This is a genomic window from Micromonospora sp. NPDC023633 (assembly GCF_040640035.1).
Classification (GTDB): Bacteria; Actinomycetota; Actinomycetes; order Mycobacteriales; family Micromonosporaceae; genus Micromonospora.
Window position 1 is genome coordinate 41,274 of the sequence record NZ_JBFABB010000020.1, and the last position, 20,343, is coordinate 61,616.

At 73.2% G+C, this 20,343-nt stretch carries 16 protein-coding genes; 6 read left to right on the forward strand and 10 right to left on the reverse strand.

Annotated features, from left to right (window positions below; all coding sequences use genetic code 11):
• Positions 1-936 (forward strand): ROK family protein, encoded by a 936-nt coding sequence (locus AB0G13_RS08990; RefSeq protein WP_357871077.1) that lies wholly within the window; start codon positions 1-3, stop codon positions 934-936.
• Between the two features lie 12 nt (positions 937-948).
• Positions 949-1,509, forward strand: a complete 561-nt coding sequence (locus AB0G13_RS08995) for an NAD(P)H-dependent oxidoreductase (protein ID WP_357871080.1) — start codon at positions 949-951, stop codon at positions 1,507-1,509.
• Between the two features lie 63 nt (positions 1,510-1,572).
• Here AB0G13_RS08995 and AB0G13_RS09000 read toward each other — a convergent pair whose 3' ends face one another.
• From AB0G13_RS09000 to AB0G13_RS09035, 8 genes are all read right to left on the reverse strand, one after another.
• Positions 1,573-2,793, reverse strand: a complete 1,221-nt coding sequence (locus AB0G13_RS09000) for a pentapeptide repeat-containing protein (protein ID WP_357871083.1) — start codon at positions 2,791-2,793, stop codon at positions 1,573-1,575.
• Positions 2,794-2,888: 95 nt separating this feature from the next.
• Positions 2,889-4,385: an MFS transporter gene (locus AB0G13_RS09005; protein ID WP_357871086.1), complete on the reverse strand. Its 1,497-nt coding sequence runs from the start codon at positions 4,383-4,385 to the stop codon at positions 2,889-2,891.
• On the reverse strand, positions 4,382-6,202 hold the full coding sequence (locus AB0G13_RS09010; protein WP_357871089.1) for an IucA/IucC family siderophore biosynthesis protein: 1,821 nt from the start codon (positions 6,200-6,202) through the stop codon (positions 4,382-4,384). Before AB0G13_RS09010 ends, AB0G13_RS09005 begins: the two co-directional genes overlap by 4 nt.
• Entirely contained in the window at positions 6,199-6,765 is a 567-nt protein-coding gene (locus AB0G13_RS09015; protein ID WP_357871169.1) for a GNAT family N-acetyltransferase, read from the reverse strand. The genes AB0G13_RS09010 and AB0G13_RS09015 overlap by 4 nt, the downstream gene beginning before the upstream one ends.
• 5 nt (positions 6,766-6,770) lie before the next feature.
• The gene (locus AB0G13_RS09020) at positions 6,771-8,069 is read right to left on the reverse strand and encodes a lysine N(6)-hydroxylase/L-ornithine N(5)-oxygenase family protein (protein ID WP_357871092.1); all 1,299 of its coding nucleotides are present in this window, start codon (positions 8,067-8,069) and stop codon (positions 6,771-6,773) included.
• Between the two features lie 27 nt (positions 8,070-8,096).
• Positions 8,097-9,653: an aspartate aminotransferase family protein gene (locus AB0G13_RS09025; RefSeq protein WP_357871094.1), complete on the reverse strand. Its 1,557-nt coding sequence runs from the start codon at positions 9,651-9,653 to the stop codon at positions 8,097-8,099.
• A gap of 142 nt (positions 9,654-9,795) precedes the next feature.
• Complete coding sequence (locus AB0G13_RS09030) at positions 9,796-11,037, reverse strand: MFS transporter (RefSeq protein WP_357871097.1); 1,242 nt, start codon at positions 11,035-11,037, stop codon at positions 9,796-9,798.
• Positions 11,034-11,744: a siderophore-interacting protein gene (locus AB0G13_RS09035; protein ID WP_357871099.1), complete on the reverse strand. Its 711-nt coding sequence runs from the start codon at positions 11,742-11,744 to the stop codon at positions 11,034-11,036. Before AB0G13_RS09035 ends, AB0G13_RS09030 begins: the two co-directional genes overlap by 4 nt.
• 98 nt (positions 11,745-11,842) lie before the next feature.
• On the opposite strand from AB0G13_RS09035, the gene AB0G13_RS09040 reads away from it, so the two are divergent.
• Together AB0G13_RS09040 and AB0G13_RS09045 are read left to right on the forward strand one after the other, a co-directional pair.
• On the forward strand, positions 11,843-13,912 hold the full coding sequence (locus tag AB0G13_RS09040) for a penicillin acylase family protein (protein ID WP_357871102.1): 2,070 nt from the start codon (positions 11,843-11,845) through the stop codon (positions 13,910-13,912).
• Entirely contained in the window at positions 13,909-14,469 is a 561-nt protein-coding gene (locus tag AB0G13_RS09045) for a GNAT family N-acetyltransferase (protein ID WP_357871105.1), read from the forward strand. The genes AB0G13_RS09040 and AB0G13_RS09045 overlap by 4 nt, the downstream gene beginning before the upstream one ends.
• 267 nt (positions 14,470-14,736) lie before the next feature.
• On the opposite strand, the gene AB0G13_RS09050 is transcribed toward AB0G13_RS09045, so the two are convergent.
• Both AB0G13_RS09050 and AB0G13_RS09055 read right to left on the reverse strand, forming a co-directional pair.
• Positions 14,737-16,179: a cellulase family glycosylhydrolase gene (locus AB0G13_RS09050; protein WP_357871108.1), complete on the reverse strand. Its 1,443-nt coding sequence runs from the start codon at positions 16,177-16,179 to the stop codon at positions 14,737-14,739.
• Positions 16,180-16,457: 278 nt separating this feature from the next.
• Positions 16,458-17,693 carry a S8 family peptidase gene (locus tag AB0G13_RS09055; protein WP_357871110.1) on the reverse strand — a complete coding sequence of 412 codons (1,236 nt, stop codon included), beginning with the start codon at positions 17,691-17,693 and terminating at the stop codon, positions 16,458-16,460.
• Positions 17,694-17,962: 269 nt separating this feature from the next.
• Between AB0G13_RS09055 and AB0G13_RS09060 the strand changes: the two genes are divergently transcribed.
• Together AB0G13_RS09060 and AB0G13_RS09065 are read left to right on the forward strand one after the other, a co-directional pair.
• On the forward strand, positions 17,963-19,030 hold the full coding sequence (locus AB0G13_RS09060) for a cellulose binding domain-containing protein (RefSeq protein ID WP_357871113.1): 1,068 nt from the start codon (positions 17,963-17,965) through the stop codon (positions 19,028-19,030).
• Between the two features lie 381 nt (positions 19,031-19,411).
• Positions 19,412-20,278, forward strand: a complete 867-nt coding sequence (locus AB0G13_RS09065; protein ID WP_357871115.1) for a hypothetical protein — start codon at positions 19,412-19,414, stop codon at positions 20,276-20,278.
• Positions 20,279-20,343: the final 65 nt, after the last annotated feature.

The window sequence follows — 20,343 nt, forward strand, 5'->3', positions numbered from 1 at the left end:
GTGTCCGGTCCGCAGCGCGGCGACGGCGTGCTGGGCGTCGACGTCGGCGGCACCAAGGTGGCGCTGCGCGCGGAGGCGCCCGGACGACCGGCGTACGAGCGGACCTTCCGCTGGCCGCGCGGCGCCGACCCGGCCGCGGACCTGGCCGCGCTGGCCGCCGAGGTGGACCGGCTGCGCGACGCGTGGGGCCCGGTGGGCGCGGTCGGGGTGGCGATGCCGGCGACCACGGACCCGGTGGGCACCGTCACCACCTGGCCCGGGCGGCCCGGTTGGGCGGGGCTGGACCTCGCCGGCGCGCTGCGCCGCCTCTTCCCCGGGGTGGCGACCGCCGTCGCCGACGACGGTGACCTAGCCGCGCTGGCCGAGGCCCGGCACGCCGGCCACGACGACGTGGTCTACCTGGGCCTCGGCACCGGGATCGGCGGCGGCGTGGTGCTGGCGGGGCGGTCGGTGCCCGGCCGGTCCTCCGCCGAGATCGGGCACATGGTCGTCGCCCTCGACGGCGAGCGCTGCGACTGCGGCCGGCGCGGCTGTCTCCAGTCGATCGCGTCCGGCCCGGCCACCCTGCGCCGGGCGGGCGCCGGCCGCGGCGGCGAGGTGAGCTTCGACGACCTGCGGTCGGGGCTCGACGAGCGCCGGTCGTGGGCGGTGGAGGCGGTCGACGCGAGCTGCCGGGCGCTGGCGGCGGCGGTGGTCAGCCTCGGCGAGCTGCTGGACCCGGCGTTGGCGATCGTCGGCGGCGGCTTCGCCGCCGGCCTGCCGGGCCTGGTGCCGCTCGTCGCCGAGCGGGCCCGGTCCGCCGGCCGGCCGGGGCGGCCGGCGCCACCGGTACGGGCCGCCGCCCTCGGCGCGTTGTCGTCCCTGCACGGCGCGGTGGAGCTGGCCCGTGACCTGGCCGGCACGCCGGCCCCCGTGCGTTCAGTCCCCACCACGTAGAGGAGATCAGCCATGGTCAGGATCGGTGTCATCGTCGGCAGCACGCGGCCCGGCCGCAAGGCCGACGCCGTGGCCCGCTGGGTGCGGGAGGTCGCCGCCAGGCGGGGCGACGCCACGGTCGAGGTGGTCGACATCGCCGACTACGACCTGCCGCACTTCGACGAGGTGCTGCCGCCGTCGATGGCGCCGTCGAGGCGCCCCGCCGTACGCCGCTGGGCGTCGACCGTCGCCGGGTTCGACGGCTTCGTCTTCGTCACCCCGGAGTACAACCACTCCATCCCGGGCGCGCTGAAGGACGCCGTCGACTTCCTGTTCCAGGAGTGGCAGCACGCGTCGGCCGGCCTCGTCAGCTACGGCGTGCACGGCGGCACCCGGGCGGCGGAGCACCTTCGGCTGGTGCTCGGGCAGGTCGGGGTGGCCGACGTCCGGTCCCAGGTGGCGCTCTCCCTGACGACCGACTTCGTCAACTTCCGCGACTTCCGGCCGGCGGCCCACCACGAGCAGGCCCTCGGCACCATGCTCGACGAGGTGGTCGCCTGGGCCGGCGCGCTGCGGACGCTTCGCCGGCGCTGACGCACCTGCGCCGAGGCGACCGGGTCGCCCCCGGCCGTCCGGGCTCCCGGGAGACGGCAGCGGTCACGCGTCGCGGGTCGCTGGAGGTGGCAGCCGCAGCCCGGCCGGCACCCGGACCCCCGCCGGCCACAGCTTCGACGCCGGGGGCCGCTGCGTCTGGTCGATCCTCGACAGGTCGACCAGCCCGCCACTGAAGGTGGCGCCGGCGAAGGAGACGCTGCCTCCGGCGAAGCGGGCGCCGTCGAACGAGACCGTTCCGCCGGAGAACGTGGCGCCGTCGAACGACAGCGGGCCGGTGATCGTCGCGTCGGCGAAGGTGACGGTGCCGTCGCCGGTGAAGGTCGCGCCGCGGAAGTCCCCTCCGTCCAGGACCATTCCGGAGAAGTCGAAGTCGTGGCCGCGCCAGGTGCGCGGGTCGTCGTCGGGCAGGTGGAGGTTGTCGCGGACGAGCCGGATGACGGTGTGCCTGAGCTGGCGTTCCTGCCTGAGGTCCCCGGGGGCCTCCGCCGGGTACGTCGTGAGGGGTCCCCGCTCGCGATCCTGCGGATCAGGGACCGGGCCGGGGGCCTCCGGCGGCGGGTTCCAGGGCTGACGAAGGTAGGCGCACAGCACGTCGATGCTGCCCTGGCGGCTCTCCGGCGCGTCGTTGGCCAGCGCCGCGAAGGCGTAGACGCCCGCGGTGCGGACGGAGACGTCCCGCGCCCCGAGCAGTTCGGCCGCCTTGCAGAAGCGGTCGAGCAGGGTCCTCGTCTCCTCGCGGTACGCCTCCACCTCGCTGAGGCGCTGCCGTCGGTAGGCCGCGGTCAACGCCACCACGGCGCCGACGCCACCGACCAGGGTGAGCACGATCTTCACCGCGTCGAGCGCGTCCCGGGCACTCCACGCCGTGGCCACCGGCGCCCCGGGCGTCGTCTGCTGGTCGGGGCCGGCGCCGACGACCGGCTGGCCGAGCACATGCCACAGCAGCACACCGGCGACCGTGGCGACCGCCGACGCCGCCACGAGCAGCAGCACGACGTGCACGAGGAACGGCATGGCCGGGGGGCGGGGCCGCCTTCCCACGGTCATCCTGACCCTCCGGCGTCGACCGGTGCCCCACACCGCCACGGCCGACACCACCAGGACCGCCACCAGCCAGAACCGGCCGACCCACCGGGCGGCCGAGAGCGCCACGTCGCCCCACCAGGACGGCGCGACGAGCACCACCGCGACGGCGAGCAGGCCCGCCGCCAGCACCTGCCGCACGGGGGGCGTCCGGGGAAAGCCCCGCACCGCCCGGCTCACCTGCAATCCTCCACGCACCACGCCATGGTGACCGGGCGACGCCACCGTCCACTACGGGCGGTTCCCCATCGGGGCCCGCAAGGCGCGGGCCGGCGTCAACCGGCCCGCTCGGCCCGGCGCAGCAGCGCGGCGGCGACGCAGCCGCCCGCGAAGACGGCCACGGCGCCGACCGTCTGGCCGGTCTCCAGGGCGGAGCGGAACGCGTCGGAGACGAGCGCGCGCTCCGACTCGCTCCGCGCGGCGGCCAGCGCGGCGGGGAACGACCCGGCGCCGGCCACGGCGGCGGGCAGCAGGGCGGCGAACCGGGCGTTGAGGATCGCGCCCAGCACGGCGATGCCGAGGCTGCTGCCGACCTCCGTCATGGTGCCGTCCACGCCCGCCCCGGCCCCGGCCTTCTCCGGCGGGATCGCGCTCATCACGGCCTCGACGATGGCCGGGTTGGCCACGGCGCAGCCGGCGCCCATCACCAGCAGGCCCGGCAGCAGCATCCCGTAGCCGTCCGTCGGAGCGTGGGTGATCAGGGCGAGACCGCCGGCGAGCAGCGTCATGCCGAGGGCGATCGACCACGCCAGCCCGATCCGGTGGATCACCCGCGCGGCGACCCCGCCCACGTTCAGCAGGACGATGGAGAGGGCGAACGGCATCATCCGCAGCCCCGCCTCCCAGGCCGGGTAGCCACGCACGAACTGCAGGTGCTGGGTCAGCAGGAACAGCGCGCCGGTCGCGCCGAAGGTGATCAGGACGACGCCGGAGACCGCGCCCACGAAGCGGGGGTTGCGGAAGAAGTGCATGTCCAGCATGGGGTCGGCGACCCGCCGCTCCCAGGCCACGAAGGCGGCGAGCAGGAACACCCCGGCGACCGCCGTGCCGAGCACCGGGGCGGCCCCCCAGCCCTGCTCCGGCCCGGCGATGATCGCGTAGACGACCCCGGTCAGGCCGGCCGTGGAGAGCAGCACCCCGCCCAGGTCGAGGCGACCGCCGGCCGGCTGGCGCGACTCCGGCACCAGCGCCCACGCCGCCGCCAGGCAGAGCAGCACGATCGGGACGTTGACCAGGAAGATCGCCCCCCACGGGAGGTGGGCGAGGACGAGCCCGCCGAAGGGCGGCCCGGCCGCGAACCCCAGCGCGCTCGCCGCCGCCCAGAGGCCGATCGCCCGGGACCGCTCGGCGTCGTCGAAGACCTGCATCGCCACCGCGAGGGTGGCGGTGACCAGCAGCGCGCCGCCGACCCCCATGCCGGCGCGGGCCGCGATCAGCTGGCCGCTGGACTCGGCGAGCCCGGCGACCAGCGACCCGAGCCCGAACAGCACGAGCCCGGCCAGCAGCATCCGGCGACGGCCGTACCGGTCGGCGGCGCTGCCCGCGGTCAGCAGCAGTCCGCACTGGACCAGCGCGTACGCGTTGATCATCCACTGCACGTCGGCGGTGCTGGCGGCCAGTTCGGTCGTGAGCACCGGGATCGCCACGGTCAGCACGGTGTTGTCGAGCACCACGGTGACCTGGGCGAGGCAGAGCACGGCGAGGATCAGCCACCGGCCGCGCACCCGACCGGCCGGTGCGCCGGCGGCCGGCGCAAGCGCCGTGGTCGTCATCGGGCAGCCGGGGCGAAGCGGGCGATGGGGTTGGTCAGGGTGCCGACGAGTTGCAGCGCGGCCGACGGGTCGGCCAGGTCGACCATCTGCTGGTTGTTGCGCAGCTGGAGCCGGTTCAGGCAGGACAGCGCGAACTCCGGGGCGAACAGGTCGTAGCGCCGCAGCCGCTCGGCGAGGTGCGGGACGCTGTCGGCGTAGTCGGCGGCGCACTCGGCGACCGTCCGCCAGAAGGTCTCCTCGTCCAGCACGCCCTCGGTGACGAGGATCGCGCTGAGGTAGCGCAGGAAGCAGTCGAAGACGTCGGTGAAGATGGAGAGCAGCTTCATGTCCTCCGGCACCTCGGCCCTGACCCGTTGGACCTGCGGGGGCAGGTCGGCGTCCGGGTCCATCACCACGATCTCCTCGGCGATGTCCTTGAAGATCGCCCGCTCGACCGTTCCGCCGTCCAGGACGAGGATGACGTTCTCGCCGTGCGGCATGAAGGCCAGGTCGTGGGCGTAGAAGCTGTGCAGCAGTGGGGTGAGGTAGGCGTCGAGGTAGCGGCGCAGCCACACCTGCGGCGCCAGCCCCGACCGGGCGATCAGCGCGGCGGCGAACGAGCGGCCGTCGCGGTCGGTGTGCAGCAGGGACGCCATGGTGGCCAGTCGCCGGCCCGGCTCCAGGGCGGGCACCGGGCTCTCCCGCCACAGGGCGGCCAGCATCTTGCGGTACGGGGAGTACCGGTCGGTGGCCGCCTCGTACTCCAGGTGTCGGTACCCGACGGCGGCCCGCTCGCGGATGATCGTGAGCCCGGTGCGCTTGAGGACCTCGTCGCCGTCGATCAGGTCGGCCAGCCAGTCGTTGATGGCCGGGGTGGCCTCCATGTAGGCGGCGGAGAGCCCCCGCATGAAGCCCATGTTCAGCACGGACAGCGCCGTCTTGACGTAGTGCCGGGACGGGTCGGTGACGTTGAAGAAGGTGCGGATGGACTGCTGGGCGAGGTACTCGTCGGGGCCGGGGCCGAGGCAGACCAGCCGGTGCTGCGCCACCTCGGCGGCGAAGGTGACGGAGATCTTGTTCCACCACTGCCACGGGTGCACCGGGATGAGCAGGTAGTCGGCCGGGTCGAGGCCGAGCCCGGTCAGGGTGTCGGCGAACCCGGCGAGGGTGTCGTCACCGAGTTCCGCGCGGATCAGCGTGTCGTAGTCGAGGTCGGCGGCGCAGGTGAAGGTCGTCCGGTCGCGGTGCGCGGCCAGCCAGATCAGCCGTACCGGCTTGCCGGCCTCCGGGGCGTACCCGTGGTATTCGTGGATGCCGAAGCCGATGCGGCCGTTGTTCGCGACGAAGCCCGGGTGGCCCTCGGTCATCTGGGTCTCGATGGTCTGGAAGTCCGCGTCGGCGAGGTCGGCGGCGCTGACCGCCGGCTTGTCGAGCTTGTACGCGGTGCTGGCCAGGGTGGAGCTGATCTCCTCCAGGTAGACGGGGAGGATCTGGTCGGTGAGGCCGAGCGCGCCCCGCAGGTCGAGGCAGAACTCCAGGGCGTCCAGCGGCAGTTCGGTGTCGCCGCGGTGGCGGGTGATGCTGTCGGCGTCGATCCGCCAGTGGTCGAGGGCCAGCAGGCTCGCGGTGAACCGGTAGACGACCTCGCCGTCGTCGCCGCGCACCTGGTAGCGCCGCTCCCCCGCCGGGCCGGCGGGGACGGGCTCGCCCGCGGGGACGGGCTCGGGCGCGAGGAGCCGCTCGTGGGCGAACTCGGCCAGCGCCTTGCGGACCAGCAGCCGGTTGGCGTGGGCCCAGTTCGCGGGCGTCAGGTGGGCCACGGATGCGAGCGGGTTCACGCGGGCACGTCTCCTCGGGTTGCGGCGTGGAACTGGTCACGGGTGCAGACGCTGAGCAGCGCGTCCTTCTCGGGCTTGCGGATCGGGCCGACGACGGTGAAGCCGACGGCCGCGTTGAGGGCGTGCACCGCCGTGTTGCGCACGTCGGGCTCCACGACGACGCGCCGGGTGGCCGGGTCGGCGAAGAGCCACGCCATCACGGTGGTGATCACCGCCCGGGTGAAGCCGTGCACCGGCGCGTCGGCGGGCGCGCAGAGGAAGTGCATGCCGATGTCGCCGTCGGCCGCGTCGTACAGGCCGACGAGTTCGACCTGGGCGGGGTCGTACCGCTCGGCGAGGAAGGCCGGCCGGCCCTCGTGCAGGCCGAGGAACGCGTCGTGGTGCGGGTGCGCGGCGATGCGCCGGTACTCCTCGGCGACCCGGGCCAGGTCGGCGTCCTGCATCAGCCAGAACGCCGCCTTCGGGTGGGTCACCCAGCGGTGCAGCAGCGGCGCGTCGGCGTCCGGGTCGATGGCACGCAGGACGAACTCGCCGAGCCGGTCGTCGACCCGGCGGTGGACCACCTCGGTCACGACGCGGCCCCGGCCGGCACGCCGAACTCCTGGAAGGCGATGCCCTTCTCGATCGGGTAGTGCTCGCGGCCCAGCAGCTCCCGGATGATCCACGAGTTGCGGTACGGCCCCATGCCCAGGTCGGGCGAGGTGATGCTGTGCGTGTGGGTGCCGGCGTTCTGGAGGAAGATGCCCCGGCCGGTGTGGTCGATGCTGTAGTTGCGGGCCACGTCGAAGCGACCGTGCGCGTCCCAGCGGATCCGGTCGCGCACCGGCTCCAGGAACTCCGGGACGCGGTAGTGGTAGCCGGTGGCCAGCACCAGCCCCTCGGTGTCCAGCGTGAAGTCGCGCTCCTGCTCCACGTTGCGCAGGCCCAGCGTGTACGTCCCGCTCGGCTCGTCGTAGGCGGCGGTGGTCAGCGCGGTGTTGGTCAGCAGCCGGGTACGGACCGGGCCGGAGATGCTCCTGGCGTAGAGCAGGTCGTAGATCTCGTTGATGAGGTCGGCGTTGATGCCCTTGAACAGCCCCTTCTGCTCGGACTCCAGCCGGTAGCGGGTGGGCTCGGGCAGGGCGTGGAAGTAGTCCACGTAGTCCGGCGAGGTCATCTCGAGGGTGAGCTTGGTGTATTCGAGCGGGAAGAACCGGGGCGACCGGGTCACCCAGTTGAGCTGGTAGCCGCACGTGTCGATGTCGCCGAGCAGGTCGTGGTAGATCTCGGCCGCGCTCTGCCCGCTGCCGACCACCGTGATGCTCCGCTTCGCGCGCAGCGCCGCCCGGTGCTCCAGGTACCGCGAGTTGTGGATCATGTCGCCGCCGAGCCCCGCGCAGGCGTCCGGCACGTACGGCGGGGTGCCGGTGCCGAGCACCAGGTGCCGGGCCCGGTAGGTGGCCGACTCCCCCGTGGCCGTCACCGTGACCCGCACGCTGTAGTGCTCGTCGGCCGGGTCGAACTCGACGGCGGTGACCTGCTGTCCGAACCGGACGCTGCGCAGCTTCCCGGCGGCCCAGCGGCAGTAGTCGTCGTACTCGCTGCGCAGGGGGAAGAAGCTCTCCCGGATGTAGAAGGGGTACAGCCGCCCGGACTCCTTGAGGTAGCTCAGGAAGGAGTACGGCGAGGTCGGGTCGGCGAGCGTGACCAGGTCGGCGATGAACGGCGTCTGGAGCCGGGTCGACTCCAGCAGCATCCCGGGATGCCAGCTGAAGCTGTCCCGCGCCTCCAGGAAGATGCCGTCGAGTTCGTCGATCGGCTCGGTCAGGCAGGCCAGGCCCAGGTTGTACGGGCCCAGCCCGACGGCGATGAAGTCGTGCGTCGACATGCGGTTCTCCAGAACGGGGGCGGATCGTCAGCCGACGGAACAGGACAGCTCGGCGGTGGCCCTGGTCTGCGCGTACCAGCCGGCGTGTTCGGCGATGAGGTCGAGGACGTGGGCGATGTCGTCCATCGTGGTCTCGGGGTTGAGCAGGGTGAACTTGAGGTAGTGCGCGCCGTCGACCTTGGTTCCGGCGACGAGGCCGGCGCCGGAGGCCGCCAGCGCCTCGCGGGCGTACAGGTTGGCGTCGTCGACGACCTCCCGGCCGGCGGCGGCCGGCACGTAGCGGAAGACCACCGTGCTCAGCTGCGACCGGGTCACCACCTCGAAGCGGGGGTCCCCGGTGAGCAGCTGCCACGCGGCGGCGGCACGGTCGACGACCTCGTCGAAGAGCGCGCCGATCGCGTCCGGCCCCATGATCCGCAGGGTCAGCCAGAGCTTGAGGGCGTCGAAGCGGCGGGTGGTCTGGATGCTCTTGTCGACCTGGTTGGGGATGCGCTGCTCGACCATCCGGGCGGGGTTGAGGTAGTCGGCGTGCCAGGTGGCGTGCCGCAGCACGCGCCGGTCACGCACCAGCAGCGCGCTGGAGCTGACCGGCTGGAAGAACGACTTGTGGTAGTCGACGGTGACCGAGTCGGCCCGCTCGATGCCGTCGAGCAGGTGCCGCCGGGTCGGCGACACCAGCAGCCCGCAGCCGTACGCGGCGTCGACGTGCAGCCAGACGCCGGCGGCCGCGCAGATGTCGGCGATCTGCGGCAGCGGGTCAATGGTGCCGAAGTCGGTGGTGCCGGCGGTGGCGACCACGGCCATCACCACCAGGCCCTCCTCCCGGCACCGGGCGATCTCCCGGGCCAGGTCGGCGGTACGCATCCGCCGGTCGGCGTCGGTGGGCACGGTGACCACCGCGTCGGCGCCGAGGCCGAGCAGCTTGGCCGCCTTCTGCACGCTGAAGTGGCCGGCCGCCGAGGTGATGATGCGCAGCCGGGACAGCAGCTCCGGGCGGGACTGCCGCTCGGTCGCCCGGCCGACGAGGTTCGCGCAGGTCTCCTCGCGGGCCAACAGCATCGCCTGGAGGTTGGACTGGGTCCCGCCGCTGGTGAAGATGCCGTCGGCCGCCGGCCCCAGGCCGATCCGGTCGGCGGTCCAGTCGACGAGCCGGCGTTCGATCAGGGTGCCGCCGGCGCTCTGGTCCCAGGTGTCCAGCGAGGAGTTCACGGCGCTGAGCACCGCCTCCCCGAGCAGCGCGGGGATCACCACCGGGCAGTTGAGGTGCGCCAGGTAACGGGGGTGGTGGAAGTAGACGGCGTCGCGCAGGTAGACGTCGTGGAGCTCGTCGAGCGCCGCGCCGCTGTCGCCCAGCGGCCGGTCCAGGTCGATGCCGGCGATCCGCGGCGCCAGCTCGTCCGGTGTCACGCCCGTGAACGGCCGGTCCGCGTCGGCCACCCGGGCCGCCACCCGACCGATCCCCTCGGCCAGCACGCGCCGGTACTCCTCGACCGTGCCGGCGGTGAACAGGTGGGCGCGGGCGCCGTCAGACCCGGGGGTCACCCCGGTCGTAGGCACCTGGACGGTGGATCCGGGCAGGCTCATGCGGGTCCTCAGCGGTCGGGAATGGACGGTGGGGCGGAGATGGCGCGACGTCACCATCCGCCCGCAGTCGGTGATCGAGCGAGCTTAGGTTACCCTAACCTAAGCATGTGTCAACAACGTTGCCCACATTGAGCGATATCACTCAGCCCGGCAGCTTCGTCAATTCCCGTTCGCCTGGCGCCACAACGGATTGGCGCCGGAACCGCCGCTGGTGGGCGAGGCCCAGCGCGACGCCGAGCGCCACCAGGACGATGGAGCCCACCGCGACCGCGGGATAGCCGAACACCTCGGCCGCCGCCAGCGCGATGGAGGCCGCCACGAACGAGCAGACCAACCCGAACGACGACAGCACCGTGAAGTCCGTGCCGCCCGTGCCGGGCCGGGAGTAGTCCATGTTGACCGTGTAGAGCACGACGTTGGCGATCGTGTAGGCGGCCATGAAGCAGCAGAGCGCGACGACCGTCCCGGCGAGCGGGGCCCGGCCGTTCATCAACGGCAGCAGCATCGCCGTGGACAGCGCGAGCGCCACTCCCCCGGCGACGAGCACCCGGCCGCGCCCGAACCGGCCGATCGCGGCCCCGGCGACCAGACCGGCCACGATGGCCGGCAGGCTGGTCACCACGCCGGTCACCACGCCGATGCGCCCCAGCGACCAGTCCGCGTCGACCAGGGCCGGCGTCACGAGGGCGTACGTCGCGCCCGCGCCGATGTAGACCGGGGGCACCACGCCGAAGGTCCACCAGCGGCAGCCCGGCTGGCCGAGCACGGACAGCAGCGCCCGGTAGGCCTGGCCGGCGCTGGCGACGCGGTCGGTGCGCTCCGGCTCCCGGAACCGCCACACCACCAGCAGGCCGACAGCGGTCAGCGCGGCGAGCAGCAGGATCGCGGGCACCCAGCCGAACCGGTCGTAGACGACCACGCAGGCGCCGCCGCCGAGCAGATTGCCGACGTAGCTCGCGGCGACCTGGATGCCGTTACCGGTGCCCCGCGACCGCTCGGAGAGCAGCCGGACGGCGACGGCGTCGACGGCGATGTCCTGCGTCGCGGAGAGGAACACGTACGCGACGCAGATCGCGACGACCGGGCCGAGCTGCCCGGCCGGGCGGTCGAACGGCAACAGGGCCAGCAGGGCCAGCACCAGGCCGCCCTGGAGCACCAGCAGCCACGACCGGTAGTGGCCGCGGTGGCGGGAGCCGTACCGGTCGATCAGCGGCGCCCAGAGGAACTTGATCGGCCAGACCAGACCGACGAACTGGAGCAGCGCCAGCGTGTCGAGGGAGGTGCCGCCGTCGCGCAGGATGGCGGTCAGCCCGACGGTGATGAAGCCGATGCCGAGGTACTGCGTGACGTAGAGCGCGGTGAGCGTGCCGAGCCGACCTCTCACCTGGCGCTCCAGTAGGCCAGCGAGGTGAGCTGGTGTTTGCCGACGCCCAGGGTCCGCCGGACGTGCTTGGTGATGCCGCGCGTGCTGGCCGCCTCGCAGGCCACCCAGTAGTGGGCGTCCTCGGCGGCGGGCAGGGCCGCGCAGACGGTCTCGACCAGGTGCCGCCCGTCGTCGCGGCGCGGCACCCAGTTGACGTCGTGCGTGGCCGCGGCGCGCGGCGCCAACTCCTTCTCGCCCTCGTGGGCGTACTCCAGCCAGACCGTCGCCGGGACGTCGGTGGTCGCGGCGAGCAGGCTGTTCACCGCCGGCAGCGAGGCGGCGTCGCCGACCAGGTACAGGTGCCGCGGCGCGGGGTCCGGCAGGCTGAACGCGGTGCCCTGCACGGTGGCGTCGATGGTGTCGCCCACCTGGGCGGCGGCGGCCCAGCGGGCGGCGCACCCGTCGTGGATGGCGAACTCCAGGTCGAACCGGCCGGTCGCCGGATCCGGGTCGACGAGGGTGTACGCGCGCTGGTGCGGCTTGCCGTCGTTGTCGAACCACAACCGGACCCACATGGTGGGGTGCACGCCGCAGGCCTCCAGCAGCCCGCCGCCGTCCATGCGCAGCCGGCGGTAGTGCTCGCCGACGGACTCGGTGCCGAGCACGGTCAGCCGGAAGTCGCGGCCGCCCATCGCCTTGAGCACCAGGGCTTCCCAGTTTCGCTTCACGCACCCCTCCAGGTAAGGTCTGCCTCAGTTAGGGGAGGGTAGCCTAAGTTGACGTTCCTGTGGCAGGCGGGACGACCGCCCATCCGCGCGGCGCACCGATGACCGGAATCCATCGTGACCGGTGGGGAGTCCCGCACCTGCGCGCCGACTCCGTCGACGGCCTCGCCCGGTTGCAGGGGCGGGTCGCCGCCCTCGACCGGGCCTGGCAGATCGAGGTCGAGCGGTGGCGCTCGGAGGGCCGGCTCGCCGAGCACGTCGGTCCCACCGAGCTGGGCTGGGACTCCTTCGCCCGCCGGGCCCGCCTCGACGACACCGCCCGGCGCTGCTTCGAGCGGCTCGCCCCCGACACCCGCCGATGGATCACCGCCTACGTCGACGGGGTCAACGAGGCGCTCGCCGAGGGCGCCGCCGCGGCACCCGAGTTCGCCGCGGTCGGCTGCGCCCCGGGGCGGTGGCGGCCGTGGTCGCCGCTGGGTGTCTTCCTCGTCCAGCACGTGCTCTTCTCCACCTTCCCCAACAAGCTGTGGCACGCCCACGTCGCCGCCACCCTCGGTCCGTCCGCGACCGACCTGTTCGCCGTCGAGGGCCCCGACGGCTCGGGCAGCAACGCCTGGGCCGTGCCCGGCGACCCCGGCGCCGGGAGGGCGCCGGTCATCGCCGGCGACCCGCACCGCATCCTCGAACTGCCCGGCATCTACCAGCAGGTGCGCCTCGCCTGCCCCGAGTTCGACGTGTTCGGCTTCGCGTTCCCCGGGGTCCCCGGCCTCCCCCACTTCGGACACGCCGGCGAGGTCGCCTGGGCCGTCACCAACGCCATGGCCGACTACCAGGACCTCTACCGCGAACAGCTGCGCCGCGACGGCGACCGGGTCCTGGTCCGCGAGGCGGACGGCTGGGCGCCGGCGCACCGGCACGTCGAGCGGATCGAGGTCCGCGGCGGCGAACCGGAGTCCGTCGAGGTGATCGAGACGCCGCGCGGGCCGGTCGTCGACCACGACCGGGGCACCGGCGAGGCGATCAGCCTGCGCACCCCCAGCCGGGTCGAGCAGCGCCTCGGCTTCGACGCGCTGCTGCCGCTGCTGCGGGCCAGGAGCGCCGACGACGTCGCCGACGCGCTGCGCGACTGGGTCGAGCCGGTGAACAGCGTCCTGGTCGCCGATCGGCGCGGAGCCATCCGTCAGCTGGTCGCCGGGCTCGTTCCGCTGCGCGACGACCGGTGCCGCCGCGAGCCCGTGCCCGGCGGGGATCCGCGGTACCGGTGGCACGGCGGCTACGCCGAGCCGCGCCGCACCGCCGTCGACGGGTCCGCGGTCTGCGCCAACGACCGCCGCCCCGACGTGGCGGACCTCGGCACCGGCTTCGCCCCGCCGCACCGCGCCCGCCGCATCCGCGCCCTGCTGGCCGAGGGCGCCCGGCCGGAGGCCGTACACATGGACACCCGGCTGGAGGCCGGGGCGCTGCGGGGCGTGCTCGACCGGGTCGACCCCGGCGGGCTCAGCGAGCCGGCGCGGCGCCTGCGGGACCGGCTGGCCACGTGGGACGGGCACATGCGGGCCGACAGCGCCGACGCGGGCGCCTGGGCCGCCTGGCGCGCGGCCCTGGCCCGCCGGCTGTACGACCACCCGTGCCTGCGCCCGCTGCGCGACGCCCCGAGCGCGTTCGACGGCCTGTTCGCGCCGTGGACCGACCCGCTGTCGCGCATCGGCCACGCCCTGGACGGGGTGGCCACCGGGCTGCACCGCCTCGGCGGCGACATCGGCCCGGTGGCGGCCGGGGCGCTCGAGGACGTCGCGGCGGGCGACCCGCCGGGGCCGTGGGGCCGGCGGCACGTGCTGCACCCCGTCCACCTCGGCGTGGCCGCGGCGACCGACGAGGCGGTGCGGGCCATGCGCGCGCGCGTCGCGCTGGCCGGCGACGCCGACTGCGTGCTGGCCACGTCGAGCGTGCCCGGGGTGTCCGACGCGTGCTGGCGGGGCCCGGTGGCCCGCTACGTGTGGGACCTGACCGACCGCGCGGAGAGCCGCTGGATCGTCCCCTTCGGCGCGTCCGGGCGCCCCGGCGACCGACACTTCGACGACCAACTGCCACTGTGGGCCGGCGGCGAGCTGGTCCCGGTGGTCACCGACTGGCGAGAACTCACCCGAGAACCAGGAGACGCGACACCGTGACCTACCAGGAGAAGATTCCCGGCTTCGGCGAGCTGTCGCTCGTCGCGCTGGACCCGAAGGCCCACGCGGAGCTGGTGCACGGTTGGGTGACCGAGCCCAGGGCGGCGTTCTGGGGCATGGGCTCGCACTCGGTCGACGAGGTGCGGGAGATCTACGAGTTCGTCGACAGCCTCGCCACCCACCACGCGTACCTGATCATGCTCGACGACGCGCCGATCGGCCTGTTCCAGACCTACCAGCCGGAGGCGGACCCGGTCGGCGAGCGCTACACCGTGCGGCCCGGCGACGTCGGGATGCACCTGCTGCTCGCTCCCGGCAGGCGCCCGCCGAAGGGCCTCACCACCGCCATCGGCCCCGCCCTCGCCCGGTTCCTGTTCCGCGACCCCACCCGGCAGCGGATCGTCGTCGAGCCCGATGTGCGCAACGAGCGCGCGCTGGACCGGCTGCGGCGGGAGGGCTTCACCTTCGCCGACGAGATCGACATGCCCGACAAGCGGGCCCAGTTGGCGTTCCTGACCCGGGAACGGTTCGAGTCGGACCACGCCGTACCCGCCTGAGCGAGTGCGGTGCGACCGCGCGGCTGCGGTCGGTCGTGCGGCTGCCGGTCGGATGACGGGTGATGCGCGCGCTGCGATGCGGTGGCGGTCGCCGAGCCGGTCGCGGGCGAAAGGGTCGTGCGACGCTGTCGAGCTGAGTCGTCTGTGACATCAGGCGGTTTCTGGGCCGCTGAGGCACCGGACGGCTGTGAATCGCGAGGCACGGCCAGACCCCGCCGCACGGCGAGGCCCCGCCGGCTGCGACGGGGCCTCGCGGGGACGGGCCGGTCAGGCGGTGGGGAAGTTGTCCGGCGTACGGATGCGGTCCCGCATCAGGGCGCCCGACTCGGTGAGCACCCCCGGGCCGGTGTACATGCTGCCGGCACAGGTGCCCGGCCGCAGCGCGGCGCTGCCCTCGGCCTTGTCCGAGTAGGTCCAGTTCGCGTAGCTGATCTTCAGGCGGTCCAGCAGGTCGAGCCAGGCGTTGCTGCTGGCGACGTCGACCGCGCCGTCACCGGTGTAGGCCACCGTGCCGAACTCGGTGACGAACAGCGGCAGCCGGGCGGCGGCCCGCTCCACCTCGGCGCGGTAGTTGTCCCGGTGGGACGCGGCGTAGAAGTGGAAGGTGTACATGACGTTGGTCGCGTTCACCGGGTTGTCGATGACCTCGTTGGCGTTGGCGCCGTCGGAGACGCCCAGCGAGGACCAGCCGCGCGTGCCGACCACGACCACCGCGTCCGGGTCGTTGGCGCGGATCACCGGGATGACCTGCTCGGCGTAGCTCTTGATGGTCGCCCAGCTGACGCCGTTGGGCTCGTTGGCGATCTCGTAGATGACGTTCTTCTTGGCGGCGTTGCGGGCGGATACGGCGGCGAAGAAGGTCTTGGCCCGGTCGAGGTTGTGCATCGGGTCGCCCGGCGTCAGGGTGTGGAAGTCGATCAGCGCGTACATGCCGCGCTGCTCGGCCTCGTCGACCAGGGCGTTGACCCGGTTGGTGAAGCCGGGCGGGTCGGTCTCGTAGCCGTCCTCCTGGACGTACATGGCGATCCGCAGCAGGTCGGCCCGCCAGTCGTCGGCCAGCGCGTCCAGCGAGGCGTCGTTGTAGCAGCGGGCGAACCACTGGATGCCGTGGGTGCTCATGCCGCGCAGCTGGATCGGCCGGCCGTACTGGTTGCACAGGTTGACCCCGCACACCCGCAGCTGGCCGTTGACCGCGACCGGGGTCTGCCCGCCCGGCGGCGGGGTCGTGGGCGGCGGGGTGGTCGGCGGCGGCGTGGTGGGGGCCGGCGGGGTGGTCGGCGTGGTCGTGCCGGTGCAGGCGGTGCCGTTGAGGGTGAACGTCGTCGGCGCGGGGTTGGCGGCGCTCCAGGTGCCGTTGAACCCGACGCTGGTCGACGCGCCGGTCGCCAGCGCGCCGTTCCAGCTCACGCTGCGCGCGGTGACGGCGGTGCCGGTCTGGCTCCAGGTGGCCGACCAGCCCTGGCCGACCCCCTGCCCGGCGTCGGGGAAGGTGAAGCCGAGCGTCCACCCGTCGACCGCGTCGCCCAGGTTCTTGATCGTGATGTTGGCGGTGAAGCCACCGGACCAGCTGCTGGTGGTGTAGGTGACGGCGCAGCCGGTGGCGGCCTGGGCGTCGGCGGCCGGGACGGCGGCCGACGCCGCGACGGTCAGCGCGCCGACCGCGCCGGCCATGACCAGGGTGCGCCGGGACGGGCGCGGTAGGAGCTTCATGCGGGTGCCTTCGCTTCCGATCGGTGGTGGGGGTGCCGGCAGCACAGGGCGGCGGGACGCCACGTCCGCCCGGACGGGTACGCCGGCGCGGCCCGGCGGCGGGCCGTCACGGCGGGAGACTCGCGGAGATCCCCTGCCCGCGGGGACCGGGAGCGCTCCCATTGACGGCAGCTTAGGCGGGCCCACGCCTCCCAGCAACATGGACGCGCATCGACCCCGCCCACGACGCGCGCCGGCCCCGGGGCGCTGCCCCGGGGCCGGCGTGCCGACGGCTTCGGTCAGAAGGTGGGGGCCAGGTAGAGCAGGCGGTTCGGCGAGCCGGTGCCCGGGTTGGTGATCACGTTCGGCGTGGCCTGGGTGACCAGGTACGAGTGCACCTGGGCGGGCGTCCAGCTCGGGTTGACGCTGAGCACCCGGGCGGCCGCGCCCGCGACGTGCGGCGAGGCCATCGAGGTGCCGCTGATGGAGGAGGTGGCGGTGTCGCTGGTGGACCAGGCCGACAGGACGCCCACGCCCGGCGCGAACATGTCGGTGCAGGTGCCCCAGTTGGAGAACGAGGCCCGCGCGTCGTTGCTCTGCGACGCGTTGACGGTCAGCGCCGTCGGCACGGAGGCCGGCGAGTAGTTGCAGGCGTTGGCGTTCGAGTTGCCGGAGGCCACGGCGTAGGTGACGCCGTCGGCGATCGAGTTCGCCACCGCGGAGTTGAGGGACGCGTTGTAGGAGCCGCCGAGGCTCATGTTCGCCACCGCGGGCTGGCCCGCCTGGTGGTTGGAGGTCACCCAGTTGATGCCGGCGATGACCTGCGCCCAGGTGCCGCTGCCCTGGCAGTTCAGCACCCGCACGGCCACCAGCCGGACGTTCTTCGCCACGCCGTAGGTGTTGCCGCCGACGGTGCCCGCGACGTGCGTGCCGTGGCCGTTGCAGTCGGCGGCCGGCAGCGCGTTGTCGATCGCGTCGTAGCCGTCGACGGCCTGGCCGGCGAAGTCGACGTGGGTGGTCCGGATGCCGGTGTCGATGATGTACGCCGTCACGCCGGTGCCGCTGCTGTTGTAGGTGTAGGTGCCGCTGAGCGGGAGGGTCCGCTGGTCGATACGGTCCAGGCCCCACGGCGGGTTGTTCTGGGTGGCCGTCATCGACACGGTGTGGTTCTGCTCGACGTAGTCGACGGCGGGGTGCGCGGCGAGGCGCTTGGCGGCCCGCTCCGACAGCTTCACCTCGAAGCCGTTGAGCGCGTCACCGTAGACGTGGCCCACGCTGCCGCCGAAGCGGGCGGCGAGCGAGCCCGCGGTGCTCTTCACCTCGCCCTGCCGGGTGCCGGCGCGGCCGCCGACGCTGCTGTCCTTGAGTACCACGATGTAGCTGTCGGCCACGGCGGTCGCGCCACCGGCGCTGAGGATCTCGCCGGTGGCCGAGGCCGCCGCCGGAGCGCCGATCATGGTCGTGACCATGGCGGCGCTGGCGAACACGCTGGCCGCGGCGGCGAGGGTACGCCGATGAGTGCGAGGGAGTGTCATCTCCCGGTCCTCCTACTGTGGTGGCCCCCGGGTGGCTCGTGGCGCACCCGACAGGCGGTCTGGACGATGAGCAAACCTTAGCCGCCGCATTCATGATCGTAAATTTTGTTGATGTTCACGATGTGAGGAAGATGTTGAAAAAAAGGGGACGTGAATGCCTTGCGTGAGACAGGGCTCCATTGAGATACGTCTACTTTCCTGGTTGACTGCCGGGGGAGCACCGGGCCGTCACACATCACACCTCGACCCGTGACAGGAGTTCCTCCACCATGCTCCGAAGGCCCCTGATCCATGCCCTGTCCGCCGCCCTGGCGGCGATCCCCCTCGCTCTCGCCGCCGGGCTCACCGCCCCCTCCCCCGCCCTGCCGGCGGCCGCCGCCGCACCGGTGCGGGTCATGCCGCTGGGCGACTCGATCACCGGCTCGCCCGGCTGCTGGCGCTCGGTGCTCTGGAACCACCTCCAGTCCACCGGCCACACCGACGTCGACTTCGTCGGCACGCTCGGCCCCCAGGGCTGCGGCCAGCCGCACGACGGCGACAACGAGGGGCACGGCGGCTACCTGGTGACCGCCGTGGCGAACCAGAACCTGCTGCCGGGCTGGCTCGCCGCCACCCGGCCCGACATCGTCCTGATGCACTTCGGCACCAACGACGTGTGGAACGGCATCCCGCCCGCCACCATCCTCGCCGCGTACGGCAGGTTGGTGGAACAGATGCGGGCCAGCAACCCGGCGATGCAGGTCCTCGTCGCGAAGATCATCCCCATGGCGCCGCCCTCCTGTCCGGAATGCGGCCAGCGGGTGGTGGCTCTCAACGGCGCGATCGACGGCTGGGTGGCGGCGACCAGCACCCCGGCCTCGCCGGTGGTGGTGGTCGACCAGTGGACCGGGTTCAGCACGGCCACCGACACCTACGACGGCGTGCACCAGAACGCCTCCGGCGACCGGAAGATCGCCGACCGGTGGTATCCGGCGCTCACCGCAGCGCTGGGCGGCGCCACGCCGACGCCCACCGGCAGCCCGACGCCGACGCCCACCGGCTGCACCGCGAGCTACCGGGTGGTGGGCCAGTGGCAGGGCGGCTTCCAGAGCGAGGTGACGGTACGCAACTCCGGCGCCGCGCCGATCTCCGGATGGACCGTCCGCTTCCCGCTCGCCGAGGGCCAGCGGATCAGCCAGTCCTGGAACGCCCAGCTCTCGCAGAGCGGGGCCGAGGTCACCGCCCGCAACGTGGACTGGAACGGCGCCCTCGCCCCCGGGGCGGAGGCCACCTTCGGCCTCCTCGGCAGCACCTCCGGGGGCGCCGCCGCAGGCGCGGTGAGCTGCACGGCCGCCTGAACCGGGCCACCCGTGGGCCGGGCCGACGCGATCGGCCCGGCCGCCGGTGGGCACTGCGGCCCCGGTGTAGCCCACATCTCGGCCCAAAGTCGAGTGACGTTCATCACATGTCCGCACTCGACGCTCCTCCGGGCCGCACCCGGGACCGCACAACGGAATTCCCTTCCGGCGGCCCAGATCCGCGCCGTCCGCACACCCCGCACCATCGGCGACCTCGACACGTACCGAGCCGTAAATCGTACGGAGAGTGATCCGTCGCGCCGTCGGCGCGGAGCAGCGGCTCCCTTCGGTTCCGCCGCCCGCCGTCGCGGTTTGCGGCCCTCACTACCCTGATCGTTGATCCCGTGCCTGGGCACACGTCGACAGCGATAAGGGCTTCACATGAGCGACAGTTACCCTCCGTACGGAGGGCAGCAGCCGGACCCGAACGTCACCCCTTGGAGCGGGCCGCCGGCCCCGCAGCAGGGGGGGTACCCGGGATACGGGCAGCCAGCGCAGGCGCCGCAGTTCGGCGCTCCTCTCCCGCCGCCGAAGAAGTCGAACAAGGGCCTGATCATCGGGCTGGTCGCCGGCGCGGTGGTCCTCGTGCTCGCCATCTGCGGCGCCGGCATCGGTCTCGTGCTCGTCAACGGTGACGACGAGGAGCCCGTCACGATCGCGACCGGCGGCCCCAGCCCCGACGCCGGTGCCACCGGCACGCCGGGCACGGACGCCTCCCCCACCCCCGGGCAGCAGGAGACGCAGGAGCCGAGCAACAACGCGGTGACCGCCCGCTACTCCAGCGACCTGTCCAACGTCTGCGAGGGTGGCCAGATCCTGAACGCCGCCCCCTACAGCGGCCCGTCCGGTGCCAAGGCGTACACGTTCTCGAACAACCCCGACCGGCCGACCTACTGGTCGTCGAAGTCGGTCTCCTCGGACAAGCCGTACTACGCCAAGAGCGCCGACTTCGAGACGGTGTCGGTGGTCGGCTGCCTGAAGTTCGTGGAGGGCAGCGAGGGCGCGCCGAAGAAGTGCCAGTACAAGGACAGCGCGGGCAAGCAGGTCACCATCGACTACATCTCGTCGCGCTACACGCTGACCTTCTACGCCGCGAAGACCGGCGAGAAGATCGGCGACGGCGGCACCGTCACCGCCCCGGCGGCGCGCTGCCCGAGCTTCATCTCGTACAACAAGACCACGATGAAGTCGTACGCGGCGCCGGACTCCGGCAGCATCGAGGCCGCCCTGGACAAGTTCCTGTCCTGAACGGCTCCGTCGACGGGTGAGGAGGGACGGGACACCGTCCCTCCCCACCGTCGTCTTCGCTCGTC

Excerpts from the sequence above, each read along its gene's own strand:
- AB0G13_RS08995 (WP_357871080.1), top strand. The coding sequence starts at position 949 with ATGGTCAGGATCGGTGTCATCGTCGGCAGCACGCGGCCCGGCCGCAAG.
- AB0G13_RS09005 (WP_357871086.1), bottom strand. The coding sequence starts at position 4,385 with ATGACGACCACGGCGCTTGCGCCGGCCGCCGGCGCACCGGCCGGTCGG.
- AB0G13_RS09020 (WP_357871092.1), bottom strand. The coding sequence starts at position 8,069 with ATGTCGACGCACGACTTCATCGCCGTCGGGCTGGGCCCGTACAACCTG.
- AB0G13_RS09025 (WP_357871094.1), bottom strand. The coding sequence starts at position 9,653 with ATGAGCCTGCCCGGATCCACCGTCCAGGTGCCTACGACCGGGGTGACC.
- AB0G13_RS09040 (WP_357871102.1), top strand. The coding sequence starts at position 11,843 with ATGACCGGAATCCATCGTGACCGGTGGGGAGTCCCGCACCTGCGCGCC.
- AB0G13_RS09050 (WP_357871108.1), bottom strand. The coding sequence starts at position 16,179 with ATGAAGCTCCTACCGCGCCCGTCCCGGCGCACCCTGGTCATGGCCGGC.
- AB0G13_RS09055 (WP_357871110.1), bottom strand. The coding sequence starts at position 17,693 with ATGACACTCCCTCGCACTCATCGGCGTACCCTCGCCGCCGCGGCCAGC.
- AB0G13_RS09060 (WP_357871113.1), top strand. The coding sequence starts at position 17,963 with ATGCTCCGAAGGCCCCTGATCCATGCCCTGTCCGCCGCCCTGGCGGCG.
- AB0G13_RS09065 (WP_357871115.1), top strand. The coding sequence starts at position 19,412 with ATGAGCGACAGTTACCCTCCGTACGGAGGGCAGCAGCCGGACCCGAAC.